The sequence below is a fragment of the Streptomyces sp. NPDC046805 genome, assembly GCF_040645355.1.
Lineage (GTDB): Bacteria > Actinomycetota > Actinomycetes > Streptomycetales > Streptomycetaceae > Streptomyces.
Genome location: NZ_JBEYYC010000035.1, coordinates 1 through 18,528, shown reverse-complemented (window position 1 = coordinate 18,528; position 18,528 = coordinate 1). Strand labels below are relative to the sequence as shown.

The following is an 18,528-nucleotide window of genomic DNA, read 5'->3' as shown; positions in this document are numbered from 1 at the left end:
GGCGGAGGGCTGGTCACGGCGGTTATGCGGAGATCACCCTTATCGCAACCGATTGGCGGACATGGGTGGTTGTCGGGGGCACATCGGCCTCGGACCAGGCGGCCCGGGCGGGTCGGGCGGCCATCATCAAGCAGGCTTCAGGGCATCGGCGGAAGGACTTCAGGGCAGCCGACGTACCGGCGAACCCGCCAGGTACGCCCGGATGTTCTCGACCGCCTGGCCGTAGTACGTCGCGTAGTTGGCCCGTGAGACATAGCCGAGGTGGGGCGTCGCGAGCAGGCGCGGCGCGGTGCGCATCGGGTGGTCGGCGGGGAGGGGCTCGATGTCGAAGACGTCGATGCCGGCGCCGGCGATACGGCTCTCGTGCAGTGCGGTGAGCAGCGCGTCCTGGTCGACGATCGCCGCGCGGGAGGTGTTGACCAGGTAGGCCGTCGGCTTCATGAGGGCGAGCTCGGCGGCGCCGAGCAGGCCGCGGGTGCGGTCGCCGAGGGCCAGGTGCACGGAGACGAAGTCGCTGGTGGCCAGGAGATCGTCTCTGGAGGCGGCCAGTTCGACGCCCACCTCCTCGGCGCGCTCCTTGGTGAGGTTCTGGCTCCAGGCGCTGACGTGCATGCCGAAGGCGAGCCCCACCTGCGCCACCCGGCTGCCGATCTTGCCGAGCCCGAGCAGGCCGAGCCTGCGGCCGTGCAGATCGGCGCCGACGGTGGACTGCCAGGGGCCGCCGGAACGCAGGGCGCCGCTCTCCTCGACGATGCCGCGGGCGAGGCCGAGGAGCAGGGCCCAGGTGAGTTCGACCGGCGGGGTCGACGAGCTCGCCGTACCGCACACGGTGACGCCGTGGGCCTCGGCGGCGGCGTAGTCGATCACGCTGTTGCGCATGCCTGACGCGATGAGCAGGCGCAGCCTCGGCAGCCGGGAGATCAGCGAGGCGGGGAACGGCACGCGCTCGCGCAGGGTGACCACGATGTCGAAGTCGGCGAGGGCCGAGGCGAGGGCGTCCTCGTCGCCGAGGTGCTCCCGCAGCGGGACGACCTCGACCTCCTCCCCGAGCGCCGACCAGTCGGCCGACTCGAGCGCCACCCCCTGGAAGTCGTCCAGCACCGCACACCGACGTCGCACGCCGTCTCTCCCTCCCCGCCCATGGGCGAAAACCCGGGAGTAGCAAACCATGAGCGGCCACCTGGGAGCAGCAAACCGGGAGCAGCGAAAACGCCCTCCCGAAGGAGGGCGGGGAGTGGGCGCCCCCGGCAGGACTCGAACCTGCGGCCAAGCGCATAGAAGATGCGGGCAGACCTTGCTAGGGCGGTCCGATCGTCTCTCATGACCACCGTGCCGGGCTGCCGAGTGCCGCTACCGTCCGCCGTCGTTGCCGTCAGGATTGCCGTCACTGCGAGCGACAGAGCCGGGAGATACTCCGCTGCTTCGGACTGGAGTGGTACCTGCGGTGAGCCCTGTTCAGGTGGCATGCACTCCCTTTGTGCGCTGGTTGCCACCTTGTGTGACTCGCCTGGGCGAAGCACGGTTTAGGTGCATGCTGCTCAGTGCTGTGCTGTAGGACCACTTGGGAAGGGCGGTACGTCGTGGGTTCAGCCAGTCAATGGGCCTGTGAGACCTTCGGGGACATAGCCGGTGAACTGGCGGACATCATCCCGGCTTGCCTCCTGCCGGCCTGCGTGTCTGCGGTATCCGGCTTCATGACTTCCATTGGGTCGAAACCTTTCTGGGGTGCCATGGCGGCGGTAGCGGGCAGCATAGCCGCGACAGCATCTTTCCTTGGTGTAACGAAGAAGGCGACGGATTTTCTGAGTTCCGCTCGCTCCTGCACCATCTTGCGCCACAAAGTAAAGCTTGAACTCCGATTCTTGCCTGCTAATTCAGGCGTCAATTTCCAGGAGACTCGGGCCCGAGTTGAACAGCTGAATAACGAGTACACGCAGATAGTCGCTAGCGACATTCCCGTACCCAATAGATCGTTCAATGTAGCTAGCAATAGAATCGAACAGGGTATGGCTTCCTAGTTCGTCGCTAGGTTCAGACAGTGGAAAATCTACGAGGCGCCCCAATGCATGCGCACGCCGGGAACCCGGACATTCTGTCGGGGGTCCTTCGCATTGAAGCCTCAAATCTGTGGGCGCGCGGTACTGGCCGGCCGGTGGAATCTCGATGACCGAGTCACACCGGTGGGGCGCCGTCCATCAGGGAGAACAGTGCCCCGCGCAGGCCCTGCGTCGAGTTTCCCCTCGATGCGAACAACGGGCGGGGCGATCGCTGAGGTCTGCCCGGCTGACCAGACGTTCACTGACAGGTGGTGTTGGTTGGCTGCGGTCCCGGCGGTCGCTGTACTTCAGTGCTGTACAGCACGACCTCACCGAGCTGGGCCAATTAAGGGACTGGCAAAGTATCCCTCAGGGGGCACGCCGGGCCCTGCCGCCATGGCCCCTGCATAGCTCTCATCCACCAGGTCGACGAAGCGAATCCTTCGAGTGTCACCCGAAGCCTCAGCGACCTGGCGCCAGCTGGACCCAGCCTTCTCCCAGTGCGTACGAGCAACTGTCCCCTGGAAGTGAATGCCCAACTGTACTCGAGCCTCTTGATCGTTCCACCTACGCAACAGATAGTCTGCGCTCCAGTTACTGACAATCATGTTCGTGAAGAACAATCGCTGCATCTCAACTGGAGACGAAATGCCGCTCACGGGTTCCCAGCACACAAGGAACTCTGGGCGGTCCACTGCGTACATCAGTAGTTGTCGGTGCGACGAGCGTTGCGCCTCTTGGTTGGCAATCTTCGTTTGCCGAGCCTGATAGGCCAGTGAAGCGGCTACACCCAAGAGAGCGATGGCCGAAAACGGAGCAGACAGGGCTCCGTATGTCTGGCTGACAGAACTCAGCCGGCCCCAGTCCTTCTGAGTCGGAGCCACTTGTTCAAGCACCAACGGCGTTAGGAAGATTGCTATTGCGAGCCCCACGGCCACCATGCACCACAGCAACAACTGTGCTCGTTTCGCCTTCATGTTCAGCCCCCACCGCCTCGTTCGCTTCACACGCATGATCTGGAGAGACATGGCCCGCAGGCAAGGGGCCAAAGCTGCCACATCCCGCCTCCACCAAGCACTCACCCCAGCCCCCATCCCGTACGGCGTCGACCCACGCCCGCTCGGCTTTGCCTGGGTCGATGGCGTACGGGATGGGAGCACCTTGCGCACGCCACTACGGACCCGCGGGCGGCAGCGGCGCCCCCTCCATCCCGGTGTCGGCCGATCCCCCGCCGGAGGCATTGCCTTGACTGTGGGTCGCGCTATGCGGTGATTGACTCATGGCCACCGGCCCTGTCCACACGTGGGCGCGCGGCGGCGCAGCGCGCAGAGCGGGCCGAAGGCAGGAGCGCAGCGCGCAGCGGAGCCGGGAGCGCGCCCGGCGAAGCGGAACGCAGCCGGGGCTTGAAGCCGCCGGTGATCTCCCCGACCTCTCCGGCGCCGACTGATCCGCCACCGAGAACTTCGACACGTATTCGACACGGCGACCCGCAGAAACCCGGTGACAGTCGGACAGCGCCGGAAGCTTTCCTTGATCGTCAGGGGAGTGCCCGGGGCTTCGTCGTGCCGTGCGAAACCCGCTCTGAGCAGCAAAAACGCCCTCCCGAAGGAGGGCGGGGAGTGGGCGCCCCCGGCAGGACTCGAACCTGCGGCCAAGCGCTTAGAAGGCGCCTGCTCTATCCACTGAGCTACGGGGGCCGGGTGTGGTGGCCTCGTTCGTGGTGCCCGGGTGTGGGCTGATCCGTGACGTTGCCGGGGACAAGGATAGGGCTCCCGGATCCTTGACCCTGTTGCTTCGCCTCCGTGGCTCGATGTGGAGGTTCAGTGAAGCGGTCCCGATAATCGCAGGCGGGTGCGATTCGTGCACCGCTTTTGGCGCCTCACGCGCCGGGTGTTGTGCACTCGTTATGCCTGGACTGTCACCATGCCCCAGTCGCACCTTCCGTCCGTTGTGTCCCGTCGGCGCGCAGACAAATCCATATGCTTCAGAAATCCCCTGAAATTGGGCATTCTTCGCATGTGGTGACCTTGGACGTACGGCCTCAGCTGCTCGACGCACTCTCCGCCCTGCGCGACCGTGTCGCCGCCGCACGCTTCCCGCTGCCCCTGGCGGGGGCCCCACGCGCGCGTGCCAACCGCGACGAACTGCTCGCACAGCTCGACGACTACCTGGTGCCCCGGCTGAGATCCCCCGAAGCCCCCCTGTTGGTGGTCGTGGGCGGATCCACCGGCGCGGGCAAGTCGACGCTCGTCAACTCCCTGGTCGGGCGCCGGGTCAGCGAGGCGGGCGTACTGCGGCCGACGACCCGGACGCCGGTACTGGTGTGCCATCCGGAAGACCACCACTGGTTCAGCGGCATGAGAGTGCTGCCCGACCTCACGCGCGCGTGGGTGCCCCAACGGGAGCCCGGGGACGATCTGCTGCTCCCCGGGGAGGAACCCGCGCGCGTGCTGCGCATCGAGACCGCCGAGACCCTCCCACGCGGGCTCACCTTGCTCGACGCGCCCGACATCGACTCCCTGCTCGCCGCCAACCGCGTCCTCGCCTCCGAGCTGATCTGCGCGGCCGACATCTGGGTCATGGTGACCACGGCCGCGCGGTACGCCGACGCCGTGCCCTGGCACCTGCTGCGTACCGCCAAGGAGTACGACGCCACCCTGGTGACCGTGCTCGACCGGGTCCCGCACCAGGTCGTCTCCGAGGTCTCGCGGCAGTACGGCGCTCTCCTCACCAAGGCGGGGCTCGGCCACCTGCCCCGCTTCACCGTGCCCGAGCTGCCCGAGTCGGCGTGGGGCGGAGGCCTGCTGCCCGCCACCGCGGTGGCCCCGCTGCGGGCGTGGCTCGTCCACCAGGCGCAGGACCCCGCCGCCCGGCAGCACGTCATGGCACGGACGACGTACGGCATCCTCGACTCGCTGAAGTCGCGGCTGCCCGAGCTGGCCGGCGCCGCTGCCGCCCAGCACGCGGCCGCGCTGCGGCTGACGGCTGCTGTCGAGGGCGCGTACGACAGCGAGCACGCGCGCGTACGCGGGCGGCTGCAGGCCGGGGCCGTGCTCGCCGGGGACGCGCTGAAACGCTGGCGCGCCTTCCCCCTCGACTGCAGCGCCGGTGAGCTCCTCGACGCCCTGATGGGGAGCCTGGCCGCGCTGCTGCTGTGCGCCGTCACCGCGGCCGACGAGCGCATCGACGAGGCCTGGCGGCGGGAGCCGGCCGCGCAGGCCCCCGGACTCGTGGGCCGGGATCCGTCCCTGGAGAGCGCCGAGCACCGGATCGGGCTGGCGGTACGGCGCTGGCGGCGCGAGCTCGAGGAGTACGCCGAGGGCGAGGTGCACGAGCTCGACCGGAACGTCGCACCCGACGCGGAGGCCGTCGCCGCCCTGGTCGCCACCGCGCTGCTGGGCGGCCACCGGGCCCGGTCCGCGGGCGAGGGGCTCGCCGAGCGGATCGGCGCGCAGGGGGCGCTGCGGCTGCGCGATCGTGCCGGACAGCTGCTCACCGAACACCTGGACCGGGTCATCCACGCCGAGCGCGAGCGCCGCATCGCCCCGCTCGACGCCCTGGACGTCCACCCCGAGCCGCAGGCCGAACTCATCGCCGCGCTGTCCGTACTGCAGAAGGAGAGGTGACCGGTGACAGCCGTCACTGACCACGACCACACGGAGCACGTCGATCACGCCGAAGGCGAGGCCTCTCGGAGGCCCGACATGATTGCCCGGGGAGCCGGGCCGAGGTCCGCGAGGCGCGCAACCGTCCTCCTTGGAGAGGACGGCCCTGAAAGCGGCTTCCCTGAAGCGGCCCACTCCAGGGCGGCCTCGGCCGACCGCCGGGCGAGCCTCACGGACGGCCTCACGCGCGGGCGACAGGACGACGACGCGAGAACCGGCGAGACGAAAACGGACGACCACGCGCGCGTGCAGGACAGGACACCCGCGCCGAATGCCACGTATGCCGAGGAGCCGGCGGATTCCGCGGACCCCACGGCCTCCACGGGGGCCTGGGACGACGGCCTCATCGCCCGGCGCGTGAGTGCCACCTCCGGCGCCCAGCCGGTCCCGGTCATCGAGGCCCGGGGCGCGGCCGCCCCGGCCGTGTCCCCCCTGACGTACGACGACCCGCTGCGCGCGCGCCTCGACGCCCTGCGCGAACTGGTGGGCCTCTCCCGTACCCGGCTCGACAGCCCGACGCTCGCGGAGGCGGGCCGGGTCCTCGACGGGGCGGCGGCCCGGCGCGAGCTTTCGGGACAGCACACCGTCGTCGCCATCGCGGGCGCCACCGGCAGTGGCAAGTCGCAGCTGTTCAACGCGCTCGCCGGGGTGGCGATCTCGGAGACGGGGGTAAGGCGGCCGACCACCGCCGCGCCCATCGCCTGCAGCTGGAGCGACGGCGCGGCGCCCCTCATCGACCGGCTCGGCATCCCCGGCCGACTGCGCCGGCGCCCGCTGCACAGCCCGGAGGCGGAGGAACAGCTGCGCGGGCTCGTCCTGATCGACCTGCCGGACCACGACTCCGCGGCCGTACAGCATCGCGAGCAGGTGGACCGCATCCTGAAGCTCGTCGACGCGGTGATCTGGCTCGTCGACCCCGAGAAGTACGCCGACGCCGTACTCCACGAGCGCTATCTGCGGCCCATGGCGGGCCACGCGGAGGTCATGTTCGTCGTCCTCAACCAGATCGACCGGCTCCCCGGGGAGGCCGCCGACCAGGTCCTGGACGACCTGCGGCGGCTGCTCGACGAGGACGGGATCGCGCTGGGCGACTACGGCGAGCCGGGGGCGACGGTGCTCGCGCTGTCCGCGCTGACCGGGGGCGGCCTCGGGGATCTGCGCGAGGCCCTCGGCCGGTTCGTGGCGGAGCGCGGCGCGGCAGCCCGCCGTGTCTCGGCCGATGTGGACGCCGCCGCGACCGGGTTGCGGCCGGTGTACGTCGCCGGAGGGCGCACCGGGCTCAGCGAGGAGGCCAGGGACGACTTCTCCGCCGGCCTCGCGGACGCGGTGGGCGCCACCGCGGCGGGCGAGGCGGCCGAGCGCGCCTGGCTGCGCAACGCCAACCGGGCCTGCGGCACGCCGTGGCTGCGGCTGTGGCGCTGGTACCGGGACCGCTGCGAGCCGCCCACGGGACGCCATGTGCTGCGTGCGCAGGAGGACGAGGAGGCCACGGCGCGTCAGCGCGTCGAGCAGGCGGTGCGTACGGTGTCCGACCGGGCCTCGGCCGGGCTGCCCGCGCCCTGGGCGCAGACGGTGCGCGAGGCGGCCGTACGCGGCTCGGAGGGGCTGTCCGAGGCCTTGGACGAGCTGACGGCACGCGACGCGCCCACAGGACGGCCACCGCGGCCGGGCTGGTGGCCGGTGGCCGTGCTGGCCCAGGCGTCCATGACCCTCCTGCAGATCGTGGGCGGTCTGTGGCTGGTGGGGCAGATCATCGGCGTCATGGCGCCGAACCTGGGCGTTCCGGTGCTGCTGATGGTGGCCGGCATCATCGGCGGCCCCCTCGTCGAGTGGAGCTGCCGGATGGCGGCACGCGGACCGGCGCGACGTTACGGCCTGGACGCGGAACGCCGACTACGCGAGGCGGCCGCGGGCTGCGGCCGGGCCCGGGTGCTCGATCCGCTGGCGGCGGAGCTGCTGCGATACCGCGAGGTACGGGAGGAGTACGGCAGGGTCAGCGGGACGCGTGCGACGGTGGGCTGATTCCCCTCACTCGCCCGGGTGGCGGAGTTTTCCACAGGCGGCCGGTGGTCCACAGCGCTCAGCGGGCCCGGCCCGGCGGAGGCAGTCTGGTTCGGCGACAGACGCAGCCGTACGGGACGGGCCCGTACGTGTATCCGCCCGGCGCGAGCGCCCGGGCGAGGGAGGGGCGCACGATGAACGAGACGATGATCTGCGCGGTGGGCAACGTGGCGACACAGCCCGTGTACCGAGAGCTGGCGGCGGGCCCCTCGGCGCGGTTCCGGCTGGCGGTGACCTCGCGCTACTGGGACCGCGAGAAGAGCGCCTGGACGGACGGCCACACCAACTTCTTCACGGTGTGGGCCAACCGCCAACTCGCCGTCAACGCGGCGGCGTCCCTGAGCGTGGGCGAGCCCGTCATCGTGCAGGGCAGGCTGAAGGTCCGCACGGAGGGGCGCGAGGGGCAGCAGAACTGGACCTCGGCTGACATCGACGCGCTGGCGATCGGCCATGACCTCGCCCGGGGAACGTCGGCCTTCCGGCGCGCGGGCAAGCCAGAGGCGGGGGCAAGTCAACAGCGTCCGGAGCCCAATTGGGCAACCCCGGCAGACGAGTTGACTGATCCCGACTCTCAACAGCAGGCGCGGTCGGCAGCAGTGACGTAATGTCAGTCGCCGGAAGCCACCGCACTGACCGAACTGCGGCTTATCGGCGAGTGCGCTCCGAACGCCCGCGTGGATTTGTCGATAAGCCCTGCTCGCAAGGGGTCTTGACGGTAACGATTCCGAGTCGGATCGGCCATCCGAAGACGGGATCGGGCAGCCCGGGTCCGCCTGCTCCTTAGGATTCCGAGCGTAGCTCTCGGGGCTGCTGATTCTGCTGGTGGGACCACACCCCCACATCAACGGGTCCTGCTCGAAGGGGAATTCTGTGCTTGCTGCGTTCTCTGGGATCCGGGGTTCCTCGGGTTCCTCGGAGTCCTCCGGAACGACCACTCCGTCCGTGCGCGGGCGACGAACGGGCCGCCTGGCCGCCGCCGCGCTGGTGTCCGGCCTCGTGGCCGCCAGTGTGCTGACCGGTGCCGGCGCGGCCGCCGCCGACGAGGCACCTCAGAGCCAGGGCGGCGCGACCGCCACCATCGACGGTCTGAAGACGTACGGCGAGGCCGTCATCCACACGGACACCGGTGACCAGCAGGTCCCCGCGGGTCTGTTCGAGATGTCCGTCGAGGGCGGCGGCACCCTCCAGACGTACTGCATCGACATACACAACCCCACGCAGAAGGACGCCAAGTACCAGGAGACTCCCTGGAGCGGCACCTCGCTGGGCACCAACAAGAACGCCGGCAAGATCCGCTGGATCCTGCAGAACTCCTACCCGCAGGTGAACGACCTCGCCGCGCTCGCGCAGCGGGCGGGCGCCAAGGGCCTCACCGAGCAGGACGCGGCGGCCGGCACCCAGGTGGCCATCTGGCGCTACTCGGACGGCGCGGACGTCGACGCCGCCGACCCGCAGGCCGAGCGGCTCGCGAACTATCTGACGAAGAGCGCCCACGCCCTGGCGGAGCCCAGCGCGTCGCTGACCCTGGACCCGCCCGCGGTCTCCGGTCATCCGGGTGAGCGGCTCGGACCGGTGACGGTGCACACCAATGCGCGCGCCGTGACGGTGTCGGCGCCGGCGGACGCGGCCACCAGCGGGGTGCGGATCACCGACAAGACCGGCAAGGTCGTCACGTCGGCGGAGAACGGCAGCCAGTTGTTCTTCGATGTCCCCGAGGACGCCGCCGGGGACCCGTCCCGCCCGTCGAGCAACGGGGGAGGGACGGCCGAACTGACGGTGCAGGCGTCGACCACGGTGCCGGTCGGCCGGGCCTTCGCCTCCGAGAGTCGCAGCCAGACCCAGATCCTGGCCGGTTCCAGCGAGTCCACGGTCTCCGCGACCGCGACCGCCGCCTGGGCCGAGACCGGCCCGATACCGGCGCTCTCGGCCCGCAAGAACTGCGCCAAGGGCGGCGTGGACATCGCCGCGTCCAACCCGGGCGACGAGCCGTTCACCTTCAAGCTGCTGGGATTCGAGCACACCATCCCGGCCGGCGCCTCGCGGACGGTGACGATCCCCTTGCAGGAGGACCAGGCCTACGGCTTCACGATCGCCGGACCGAACGGCCTGGCCCAGCGCTTTACCGGCGTCCTCGACTGCAAGACCCAGAGCAGCGCGGGCGGCGACTCGGCCCAGACGCTCACCGAGCCCAGCCCGGCCACGGTGGGCGGCACCGCCGGCGGCACGAACCTGGCCGCCACCGGTGGCTCCAGCACGACCCCGTTGATCGCGGGCGTGGCCATCGGTCTCGTGGTGATCGGCGGCGGTGCCCTGCTGCTCCTCCGTAAGCAGGAGACCCCGACGGCCGACTGACGTACGGCACCTTGACACCTCAAGAGAGAGTGGCCGAACAGCGACTCCCCGACACCGGCCCCGGCGTGCCAGCCACCACGGCACCCGGGGCCGCCCCGCATCCCACGGCGGTCCGATCCGCCGAGCGAGACCGAACGGCGAGAAATCCCTCGAACTGCGCCCCTGGGCAGTGCGGAGCTAGCGTGGAAGAGAAGAGGGCCATCGAGCGGATACCGGGCACCGGCCGATGAAACGGAACGGGACATGACCGCGCGAACAAGCAGGACAGCCCCCGACACCGCGCCGTCCGGCGCGCAGGTTCCGACCACGCGCCACCGCGGGCCCCGCGCCGCGGCCGAACGCGTCGTCGCGGACCATACGACCACCGTGCACATGGGCGCCCTACGACTCGAACTACCTCCCGCCGACCAGCTCGTCTTCCTCGCGGGCCTCGGCCTCCTCACGGCACTCGAAGTCATCGAGTGGCCGGTCGCGCTCGCCGTCGGCGTCGGACACGAACTGTCCCGCAACCATCACAGCAAGGTCCTGCGCGAGTTCGGCGAGGCTCTGGAAGAGGCATGAGACGCGGTCCCGCTGTCCGGCGACAGGCTCAGGCAGCGGACGAGGCGGCCGTCCTCCCACACGGCGTCCGGGTGCCTTGGACGGCCCGGCGACGGCCGGGTGGTGATCGACTTCCGGTCCCAGCTTCCTGATCACCTCGTCGCAGGCCGACCACCGACGACCGACAGCGAGGGACGAGCCACCGGGCGCGGGCCCGGTGCGCGGCGTTGAGGGGCGAGGCGCCCCCGGGCCCCGGCCCCGCAGCAGGCCGGTCTCCTGCGGGTTCCGGCCGCGGGGTCACGACTGACAGATGATGTCCTTGATCTGCTCGGCATTGTTGAGCGTGTCCTCAGTGACCTCGCCGCCCCGGCACTGCGTGCGCTGGGCCCCCGAGGCCCGTATCGGGCCGCTGCATATCAGTGAGGGGACGTCACTCCCGGTTCCGCGAAGGGCTGTTGTCGGCCAAGGGGCCTGGTCGCAGGCCTGATCACGGCGTCGGCCGCTCCATTCGTCACCGTTCCGCAACAGGCGTGAACCGCCTCGCCGGGTGCCCCGTACAGCCGAGTGTGCGCGGCTCAGCGGCCGCGGCGATACGAGACGAGGGAGTGACCGACATGGCCGGCGGCAACATCAGGATCAGCCCGGACGAGATGCGGGAGGCGTCGACCTGGCTGCAGAACCAGAAGGAACTGATGCAGCAGAGCCTCCACGAGGCCAACACCAAGATGGACGAGATGGTCGAGGCGGCCTACGCGACGCCGGGTTCCGAGAGCAAGTTCCGTCCGTTCTGGGAGGAGTACAAGAACGGCACCGAGAAGGCGATCGAGGGTCTGCAGGGCGTCAGCGACTTCATCAAGCAGGTCGCCGACGCGTTCGTCGACACCGACGACCAGACGTCCGGTTCCATCGGCTGACGTGCCCGCGTGCCCGGTCCCGCCCTTCTGCGGCGGGACCGGGCGGCGAAGACCGGGGAGGAGGAACCGATGACCCGCATCAGCGTGCCCCTTGAGGACCTGAACGAGACGGTCAAGTCGCTTGAGGACATCGGGGAGCGGATCAACAACACCGCACGGCTCAGCGACGTCGGATCGAGCGACGACGTGGGCGATTCGAAGCTCGCCCAGTCCCTCGCGGACTTCGACGACGCATGGGGGAGGGGCCACGAGAAGGTGCAGGACAACGTGAAGGTCTTCTCCGAGAACACGAAGAAGATCTCCGACGCCTTCACGCAGACGGACGACGAGACCGTCAAGGCGCTGGACGACTCCAAGAAGACCTGACGAGAGCCTGCAGGCAGAAGGGACACGCGTGATGACGCATCCGGTCACGGACCGGGCTACTACGGGGTCGCCCGCGCACTACAAGCTGCGCTACCCCGGCTCCTGGTGGTATCTGGACCTCGACCCGAGCACCCGGGACGCGTCCATCCGCCGCCGTATCGAGCACCAGGCGAAGGGAGTTGCGCAGCTCTCCCGTGAGCGGCTCGACGGTCTGATCCGCGACACCCGCCGGATCGCACGCGAGGCCTACGCGAGGGGTGCGCTCCAGGCGTCGGGGATGGTCAGGTTCCCCGGCGGGGACACGATGCTCAGCGCCACATCCGTCGTGGTGCGGATGCCCGTGCCGGAGGGCGCGCCGGACGATCTGGCCGAGGTGCTGTTCGGGGCGGGCCTGCAGGCCGGGGGTCCGCAGAGCAGCGGGTACCCGCCGCGCCAGGTGGACCTGATCGAGCTTCCCGAGGTCGGACCGGTCGGGCGGATCGCCTCCGTCGAGGACATCGACTACCGGGGCAAGCCGGTGCGCACGGCGCTGCTGCACACCCTGTTCCCGATCCCGGACCGCCGGGAGTACCTGCTGGTCTCCAGCTCCACCCCCAACGTGGAGCTCAAGGACCAGTTCTTCGAGGTGTTCGACGCCATCGCGGGGACGCTGCGCTTCGTGGCAGTCAAGAACAAGGGCACGACTGTGCCGGCCGCACCGAGCCCGCAGGGCGCGGACGAGAACGGAAAGTGAGGGCGCGGCAATGGCGCGGCCAGCGGTGTCCGACTGGGAGACGGTCTTCGGGTTCTCGGACGACCCGACGCCGGGCGACGCGGAGATACTCGGAAGGCTCGCGGGCCGGTACCGGGCCGTCGCCGACGACGCGGACCAGGCGCTCCCCATCGTCAGCGGGCTGAAGAACAGTCAGCTCGGCGAGGGCAAGGCCATGGACAAACTCCGGGACAAGCTCGGGGACCTGGCCAATCAGGTGGAGAAACTGCACACCTCGTACGACATGGCTGCCCGCGCGCTCGACACGTACGCCGACCAGCTCGGGGACCACCAGCGCAAGGCCGACAACGCGCTGGTCGACGGACGGGACGCCAAGGAGCGGCTGCAGCGTGCCACCGATGCCGCCGCGGCGGCGGGGTCCGTGATTAACGGCCTGGACGCGGCGGACCCGCCCCCGCCGGACGACGAGGCGGCCCGGCGCAGCGCCCGGCAGGCCATGGAGAACGCCCGAGGCGACCAGTCCGCGGCGCAGGGGGACGCCGACAGTGCCCAGCGGGACCTCGACGCCGCCCGCATGCTCGCCGAGGACGCCCGGGAGCTGCGCGAGACGGACGCCTCGACGGCGGCCCGGGCCCTGGACGACGCGACGAGCGAGGCGGTCCCGGGCAAGAGCCTGTGGGAGAGGATCAAGGAGATCTTCAAGCAGGTGCTCGGCTTCATCAGCGCCGCCCTGGGCATCATCGCCATGCTCATCCCCGGGCTGCAGGGCCTCGGGCTCGTCCTGACGATCGCCAGTCTGGTCACCGCCGCGATCCCCTTCGTGATGAATATCGTCGAGAGTGTTCAGACGGGCGAGTGGGACGTGCTCGACATGGTCCTCAGCGGTCTGGGACTGGTGCTCGGAGGCGTCGGCCTGATCAAGATCGCCAAACTGGGCGGGATCGCCGAAACCCTCAAGGGCGTCACGAACGACCTCAAGGCGATCCAGGTCAACATCAAGACCGTGGTCCCCGCCGTCAAGGCGTTCACCGGGTTCAAGGACCCGACTGTCATCGTCAGGAACCTGCTGTCGAACATCCCGAACGGCGTGCTCAAGATGCCGGCCCCGCTGAAGCAGCTCCCGGACGTCAGCAACATCTGGACGAAGTCGTCGGCCTGGATCGACCAGAGCTCGAACCTCGTCGGACTGGCCGGCCTCGGCTGGGCGATCAACGGGGCCGTCCCCAACGGCTCCGAGGGCACGATGGTGCACGACTCCAGCTACCTGGAAGGAACGACCTGACCGGGACGGTGCCCCGTCACGTGTGAGGGCTCCCGCCCCGGCCGTCGCCGGGGCGGGAGCCCTCCGCCGTGGACCTCAGCTCCCGGCCGGCGGGAACACCGTCTCCGGGACCTGGACGGTGCGCAGCACGCCGTCGCCCAGGTGCAGAATGGCCCGACCCGGGCGGGTCGCGCCCAGGCGGCTGCGGGGGACCTTGACGCCGATCAGTTCGCCGTCGCTCATGTTCTGCGGTTTCAGCAGCAGACCGCACCGGTTGCGGCGGGCCTCGGTGTGCCAGCCGGAGAAGCCGGAGGAGAGCCGGTCGGTCTGCCCGGCGATCACCAGGCCCCGGCCGTTCTGGGCACCGGACTTGGCGATCTGGGTGAGGACGGGCTCGGCCTTCGTCTTCAGCAGCAGGTCGGCGTCGTCCAGGATCACCACGGCCCCCCGCGGCGAGGAGGCCAGCAGTTCCTCCAGGGCGGTGGGGTCGATGTCGGAATCCTCGAGGACCGCGAGGACCCCGGGCCGTCCGGCGAGGTCGCGCAGCGGCGACCTGGCGGGCGCGCCGACGACGACGGGCGTCCCGACCGACAGCAGCGACAGTGCCAGCGTCGCCAGGGCGGTGCTGCGGCCGGAGCGGGCGGGCCCGGCGACGAGGAAGGTCGGCGTGATGGCGAAGTCCGGCCCGGACGCGATGAGTTCGTCGCCGCCGACGCCGGACATGGCCCAACGTGCGGACGGCAGCGGCTGCGGCACGTACCGGGTCGCCTCCTCCCAGGTGAGCCGTTCCGGCAGGGTGTCGACGCGGAACGGCCGGGTGGCGTCCGGCAGCTGGGTAGCCCGCTCGCGGCAGTACTCGGCGATCTGCTGGAGCGCCGCGGCCTGCGCCTGCCCTTCCGGGTTGTCCGTGAGGAGCGCGATCTGTACCTCCGCCTTGTCGGCGGCACGGAACGCGCGGCCCGGCGGTATCTCGTCGGGCACGTTGCGCTGGGTGATGCCGATCATCCCGTACTCGGACTTCTCGTTCAGCTTCAGCACGAGCTTGTCCTCGGTGGAGCCGTTGACCCGGCTGGAGAACAGCGACCGGTCACCCGTCATCACCAGGTGGATGCCGACGCTCGCGCCGTCGCGGAGCAGGGTCAGCACGGAATTCAGCAGGTTCCCGGAGTCGTACTCGCCGAGCTGCTTGTCGAAGACCTCCCAGCGGTCGATGAACAGCAGGATGTGCGGCGGCCGTTCGGCCTCCGGCAGGGCGCGGCGGAGCTCCGGCAGGTCGGCGCTGCCGCGGGCCGCGAGCATCTCCTGGCGTCGGGTCAGCTCCCCGGTCAGCCGGGCGAGCAGCCGGGCCACCCGGTCGGGCTGGGTGCGCTGGGTGATGGCCCCGCAGTGCGGCAGCCCCTCGATGGGCAGCAGCGCGCCGTTGCCGCAGTCGATGCCGTACATGTGCAGCCGGTCCGGGGAATGGGCGAAGGCCAGGGTGCCGGCGATGGTGCGCAGCGTCTGCGACCTGCCCTGCCGGGGCGAGCCGATGATGTGCAGGTGCCCGAGCGTCGCCGGGTCGATCACCAGGGGCAGCCGCGCCTGCTGGGCGGGCAGGTCCACCACGCCGTACGCGACGGGCGCGAGGTCGTAGTCCGAGGGCGGGGGCGCCGGCAGTTCGCCGGTGACCAGGACCTCGGGCAGCGGCGGGAGCCAGGGGCTGTGCTGCGCGGGGATGCCCATCTCGCGGTCCGCTTCGCGGATCGCCGTGACGAGCGCGGTGAGGTCGGTCTCCACCTCGGTGGGTACGGCCGCGCCGCGGGGCCGCGCCGGGAGCGGCTCGCCCAGCCGTTCCCAGCCGACCGTCACCGCCCAGGGCGCGGGCAGCGAGGTCGCCGCGGCACCGGGCCGGCGGCCGCCGACCCGTCCGGACTGGAACGGCACGAGGGAGTTCTGGCCCAGGCGCACATAGGCGCGACCGGGGGTGCCCTGCGAGATCCCGGCGGCCTCGGGGGAGTTGAGGACGTCCTGGCTCTCGCCGGCGTCCGTCACCCGGAGCGCGATGCGCAGGTTGGTGTTGGCGCGGATCTCCGAGGAGACGACGCCGCTGGGGCGCTGCGTCGCCAGGATCAGGTGGATGCCGAGGCTGCGGCCCCGCTGGGCGATGTTGACCAGACCCTTCACGAAGTCCGGCAGATCGCGCACCATCGAGGCGAACTCGTCGATGACGATGAGCAGCCGGGGCATCGGCTCGCGGCCCGCCGGGTCGCGCTCCAGCAGCTCGACGTAGTCCTCGATGTCCTTGGCGCCGGCCGCGGCGAGGATGTGCTCGCGCCGGGTGAGTTCCGCCGTCAGCGACACCAGGGCCCGCTCGACGAGGTGGGCGTCGAGGTCGGTGACCATGCCGACGGTGTGCGGCAGGTCCACACAGTCCTTGAACGCGGAGCCGCCCTTGTAGTCGACCAGGACGAACGTCATCGCGTCCGGACGGTTCGCCACCGCGAGCGAGGCGACCAGCGTCTGGAGGAGTTCGGACTTGCCGGAGCCGGTGGTGCCGGCGACCAGCCCGTGCGGGCCGTCGCGCCGCAGGTCCAGATGGAACGGACCGTCCAGGGAGACGCCGACGGCCGCCCGGGTCGAGCGGCCCCCGGCCGTCCAGCGCGCCCGGATACCGGCGGCCCGCGGCGGATCGAGGGCGAGGACGTCGAGCAGCCGCGCGGAGGCGGGCAGCACCGCGGCCTCCTCGTCGGCCCCGCCCGGGTCCCGCAGCGGGCCCATCGCGCGGGCCAGCGAACGGCACCACTCCAGGGACACCGCGTCGGGCCGGATGCCCCCGACGGTGGCCCTCCCGGAGCGTCCCACCCGTACGGTTCCGCCGGGCTCCTCGGTGACGACGGCATGGCACTCCTCGGGCAGCAGCCGCTCCTCGGCGTCCAGGCAGACCGCGCGGACGCCGACGGCCGGTCCGTCGCGCAGGATCTGCGCCACGCCGGGCAGCGAACGCAGCCTGCGGGCTCCGTCGAGGACGACGAGCACGTCGGGCCCGGCGGCCCGGCTGCGCCGGTCCTCCCGTCCGGCGCGCTCGGCGATCAGCGCGGTGAGTTCGGCGACCCGCCGGGCGCAGGTCTCCGTGCCGTAGCCGATGCTTGCCGGGATGTCGCCGGACTTCTTGCGCACATGCGGCAGCCAGCGCAGCCAGGACCAGCCGTCCCGGCCCCGTTCGCCGGTCGTCAGCAGATGGATCCGGAGATCACGGGGGCTGTGCAGGACGGCGGCCTGGGCGACCACCCAGCGCGACACGGCGCGCGCGGCCGGGCCCTCGCCGGCGATGCCCAGGACGTCGTGCTCCCGCAGCGGAACGGTCACCGGGACGTCGTACGCGGTCCGCGGGTCCTCACGGCGGTGCTCGTCCTTCGTCGGGTCCTGGAGCACCACGTCGGAGGCGAGATCGGCGGTTCCGATGCGCAGTTCGAGGAAGTCGGCGTCGGAGGTACGGCGTTCCCACAGGCGGCGCCGGGGGCCGACGGCGGTCAGGACGACCTCGGCCGGGTCCGGGAATCCGCGACGCCGGGCGGTGCGTTCGGCCGCCAGGGCCTTCGCCGCGTCGCCCTCGATGCGCGCCTTCTTCTCCTCGTAGGCGGCGACACTGCCGGAGTGGGACTGGCGCCCGGTGCGCCGGCTCATCAGGTAGTTGCCGAGGATCGCGACCGGGGAGAGCAGCCCGAACAGCAGCATCGACATACGGCCGAACATCAGCGCCCCGGCCCCCGCCGCCACCAGCGGGGCCGCCGCGGTGATCCACGGGAGCGGCCGGGCGGCGGGCGGGGCCGGCGGGGAGGGCAGGGTGAAGCGGGTGGCGGTCTCGGCCGGCCGCAGCCGCGGCGGCCGGTTGTAGTCCCGGCCGGTGCCGTCCTCCGACGGCTGCACGGCCGCGTCCGGCTTCTGCGGGAGGGCGAGTTCGAGCAGGCAGTCCCCGACGAGGAGCTGTGCGCCGGCCGGCCAGGCGGTCGCCTCGGCGAGGTCCTCGCGGTCCAGTTGCAGGGTGCCGCCGCCCGGCGCGGAGGCGTCGGGCGCGATACGGCAGCGTCCTGCGGGGCCCACCGCCAGGACGGCGAACGGACGGTCCGGTACGGTGCGCAGCACCTGGGCGGTCCCGTCGTGGGCCAGCCCGATCCGGTACTCGCCCATGTCGAGCCGGTGCACGGCACCCGCGCCGGTCCCGCCGACCGCACGGACCTCCACCAGCCCGTCCGGTTCGGCCGACGCGGTGCCCGCAGGGCTGCCCAGGCCCACGATGGCCGCGTGGTGGAGCGGTGTGTCCCGCAACCGCATGTCGGCGGGCAGCAGCCGGTCGCCGGCGTACAGGCCGAGGCCCTCCGGGGGCCGGTGGACGCCTCCCGCTCCGGCCAGCGCCTCCGCGACAGCGCTCACGGGCGTGTCGGGGTCGGCGTCGAGGTGGACGTCGAACGCGTCACCGCCCCCCTCGACCACGGTCAACATCAACGACACGAAAACGTCCTCCAGCCGGGGTGAATGGGGGCCCCGGAAGCCGCACTCGGCGGCTCCCGTGCCACTGACGGGACCTACGGCGCCCGTCCGCGGATGGTTCACGGGTGCGCCGGGTGAACCATCCGCGGACGGG

The 18,528-nt window shown here is 71.1% G+C and carries 12 protein-coding genes and 1 tRNA gene; 9 read left to right on the top strand and 4 right to left on the bottom strand.

Annotated elements, in window-relative coordinates; all coding sequences use genetic code 11:
- Nucleotides 1-159: 159 nt before the first annotated feature.
- From ABZ910_RS30285 to ABZ910_RS30275, 3 genes are all read right to left on the bottom strand, one after another.
- Nucleotides 160-1,119, bottom strand: a complete 960-nt coding sequence (locus ABZ910_RS30285; protein WP_361371120.1) for a D-2-hydroxyacid dehydrogenase family protein — start codon at nt 1,117-1,119, stop codon at nt 160-162.
- Nucleotides 1,120-2,365: 1,246 nt separating this feature from the next.
- Nucleotides 2,366-3,064, bottom strand: a complete 699-nt coding sequence (locus tag ABZ910_RS30280; protein WP_361371117.1) for a DUF6082 family protein — start codon at nt 3,062-3,064, stop codon at nt 2,366-2,368.
- A gap of 596 nt (nt 3,065-3,660) precedes the next feature.
- Nucleotides 3,661-3,733, bottom strand: a tRNA-Arg gene (locus tag ABZ910_RS30275).
- A gap of 321 nt (nt 3,734-4,054) precedes the next feature.
- On the opposite strand from ABZ910_RS30275, the gene ABZ910_RS30270 reads away from it, so the two are divergent.
- The 9 genes from ABZ910_RS30270 (at nt 4,055) to ABZ910_RS30230 (ending at nt 13,928) form a co-directional block, all read left to right on the top strand.
- The gene (locus tag ABZ910_RS30270) at nt 4,055-5,662 is read left to right on the top strand and encodes a dynamin family protein (RefSeq protein ID WP_361371114.1); all 1,608 of its coding nucleotides are present in this window, start codon (nt 4,055-4,057) and stop codon (nt 5,660-5,662) included.
- A 3-nt stretch (nt 5,663-5,665) separates the two neighbouring features.
- Nucleotides 5,666-7,723 carry a YfjP family GTPase gene (locus ABZ910_RS30265; RefSeq protein ID WP_361371111.1) on the top strand — a complete coding sequence of 686 codons (2,058 nt, stop codon included), beginning with the start codon at nt 5,666-5,668 and terminating at the stop codon, nt 7,721-7,723.
- A 173-nt stretch (nt 7,724-7,896) separates the two neighbouring features.
- A complete protein-coding gene (locus tag ABZ910_RS30260) occupies nt 7,897-8,367 on the top strand; it encodes a single-stranded DNA-binding protein (protein WP_361371108.1) in 471 nt (156 codons plus the stop codon).
- A 337-nt stretch (nt 8,368-8,704) separates the two neighbouring features.
- Entirely contained in the window at nt 8,705-10,114 is a 1,410-nt protein-coding gene (locus tag ABZ910_RS30255; protein WP_361371106.1) for a Cys-Gln thioester bond-forming surface protein, read from the top strand.
- 243 nt (nt 10,115-10,357) lie between these two features.
- Nucleotides 10,358-10,675, top strand: coding sequence for a hypothetical protein (locus ABZ910_RS30250; protein ID WP_361371103.1), 318 nt, complete (start codon nt 10,358-10,360; stop codon nt 10,673-10,675).
- Between the two features lie 593 nt (nt 10,676-11,268).
- Entirely contained in the window at nt 11,269-11,568 is a 300-nt protein-coding gene (locus ABZ910_RS30245; RefSeq protein WP_361371100.1) for a WXG100 family type VII secretion target, read from the top strand.
- A 69-nt stretch (nt 11,569-11,637) separates the two neighbouring features.
- Entirely contained in the window at nt 11,638-11,934 is a 297-nt protein-coding gene (locus ABZ910_RS30240) for a hypothetical protein (RefSeq protein ID WP_361371097.1), read from the top strand.
- A 31-nt stretch (nt 11,935-11,965) separates the two neighbouring features.
- Nucleotides 11,966-12,667, top strand: coding sequence for a hypothetical protein (locus tag ABZ910_RS30235; protein ID WP_361371095.1), 702 nt, complete (start codon nt 11,966-11,968; stop codon nt 12,665-12,667).
- A gap of 10 nt (nt 12,668-12,677) precedes the next feature.
- Nucleotides 12,678-13,928, top strand: a complete 1,251-nt coding sequence (locus ABZ910_RS30230) for a hypothetical protein (RefSeq protein WP_361371093.1) — start codon at nt 12,678-12,680, stop codon at nt 13,926-13,928.
- A gap of 75 nt (nt 13,929-14,003) precedes the next feature.
- Here the strand turns inward: ABZ910_RS30230 and ABZ910_RS30225 are convergent, their stop codons facing one another.
- Nucleotides 14,004-18,386, bottom strand: a complete 4,383-nt coding sequence (locus ABZ910_RS30225; protein ID WP_361371315.1) for an FtsK/SpoIIIE domain-containing protein — start codon at nt 18,384-18,386, stop codon at nt 14,004-14,006.
- Nucleotides 18,387-18,528: the final 142 nt, after the last annotated feature.

Excerpts from the sequence above, each read along its gene's own strand:
- ABZ910_RS30280 (WP_361371117.1), bottom strand. The coding sequence starts at position 3,064 with ATGTCTCTCCAGATCATGCGTGTGAAGCGAACGAGGCGGTGGGGGCTG.
- ABZ910_RS30260 (WP_361371108.1), top strand. The coding sequence starts at position 7,897 with ATGAACGAGACGATGATCTGCGCGGTGGGCAACGTGGCGACACAGCCC.
- ABZ910_RS30250 (WP_361371103.1), top strand. The coding sequence starts at position 10,358 with ATGACCGCGCGAACAAGCAGGACAGCCCCCGACACCGCGCCGTCCGGC.
- ABZ910_RS30245 (WP_361371100.1), top strand. The coding sequence starts at position 11,269 with ATGGCCGGCGGCAACATCAGGATCAGCCCGGACGAGATGCGGGAGGCG.
- ABZ910_RS30240 (WP_361371097.1), top strand. The coding sequence starts at position 11,638 with ATGACCCGCATCAGCGTGCCCCTTGAGGACCTGAACGAGACGGTCAAG.
- ABZ910_RS30235 (WP_361371095.1), top strand. The coding sequence starts at position 11,966 with ATGACGCATCCGGTCACGGACCGGGCTACTACGGGGTCGCCCGCGCAC.
- ABZ910_RS30230 (WP_361371093.1), top strand. The coding sequence starts at position 12,678 with ATGGCGCGGCCAGCGGTGTCCGACTGGGAGACGGTCTTCGGGTTCTCG.
- ABZ910_RS30225 (WP_361371315.1), bottom strand. The coding sequence starts at position 18,386 with ATGTTGACCGTGGTCGAGGGGGGCGGTGACGCGTTCGACGTCCACCTC.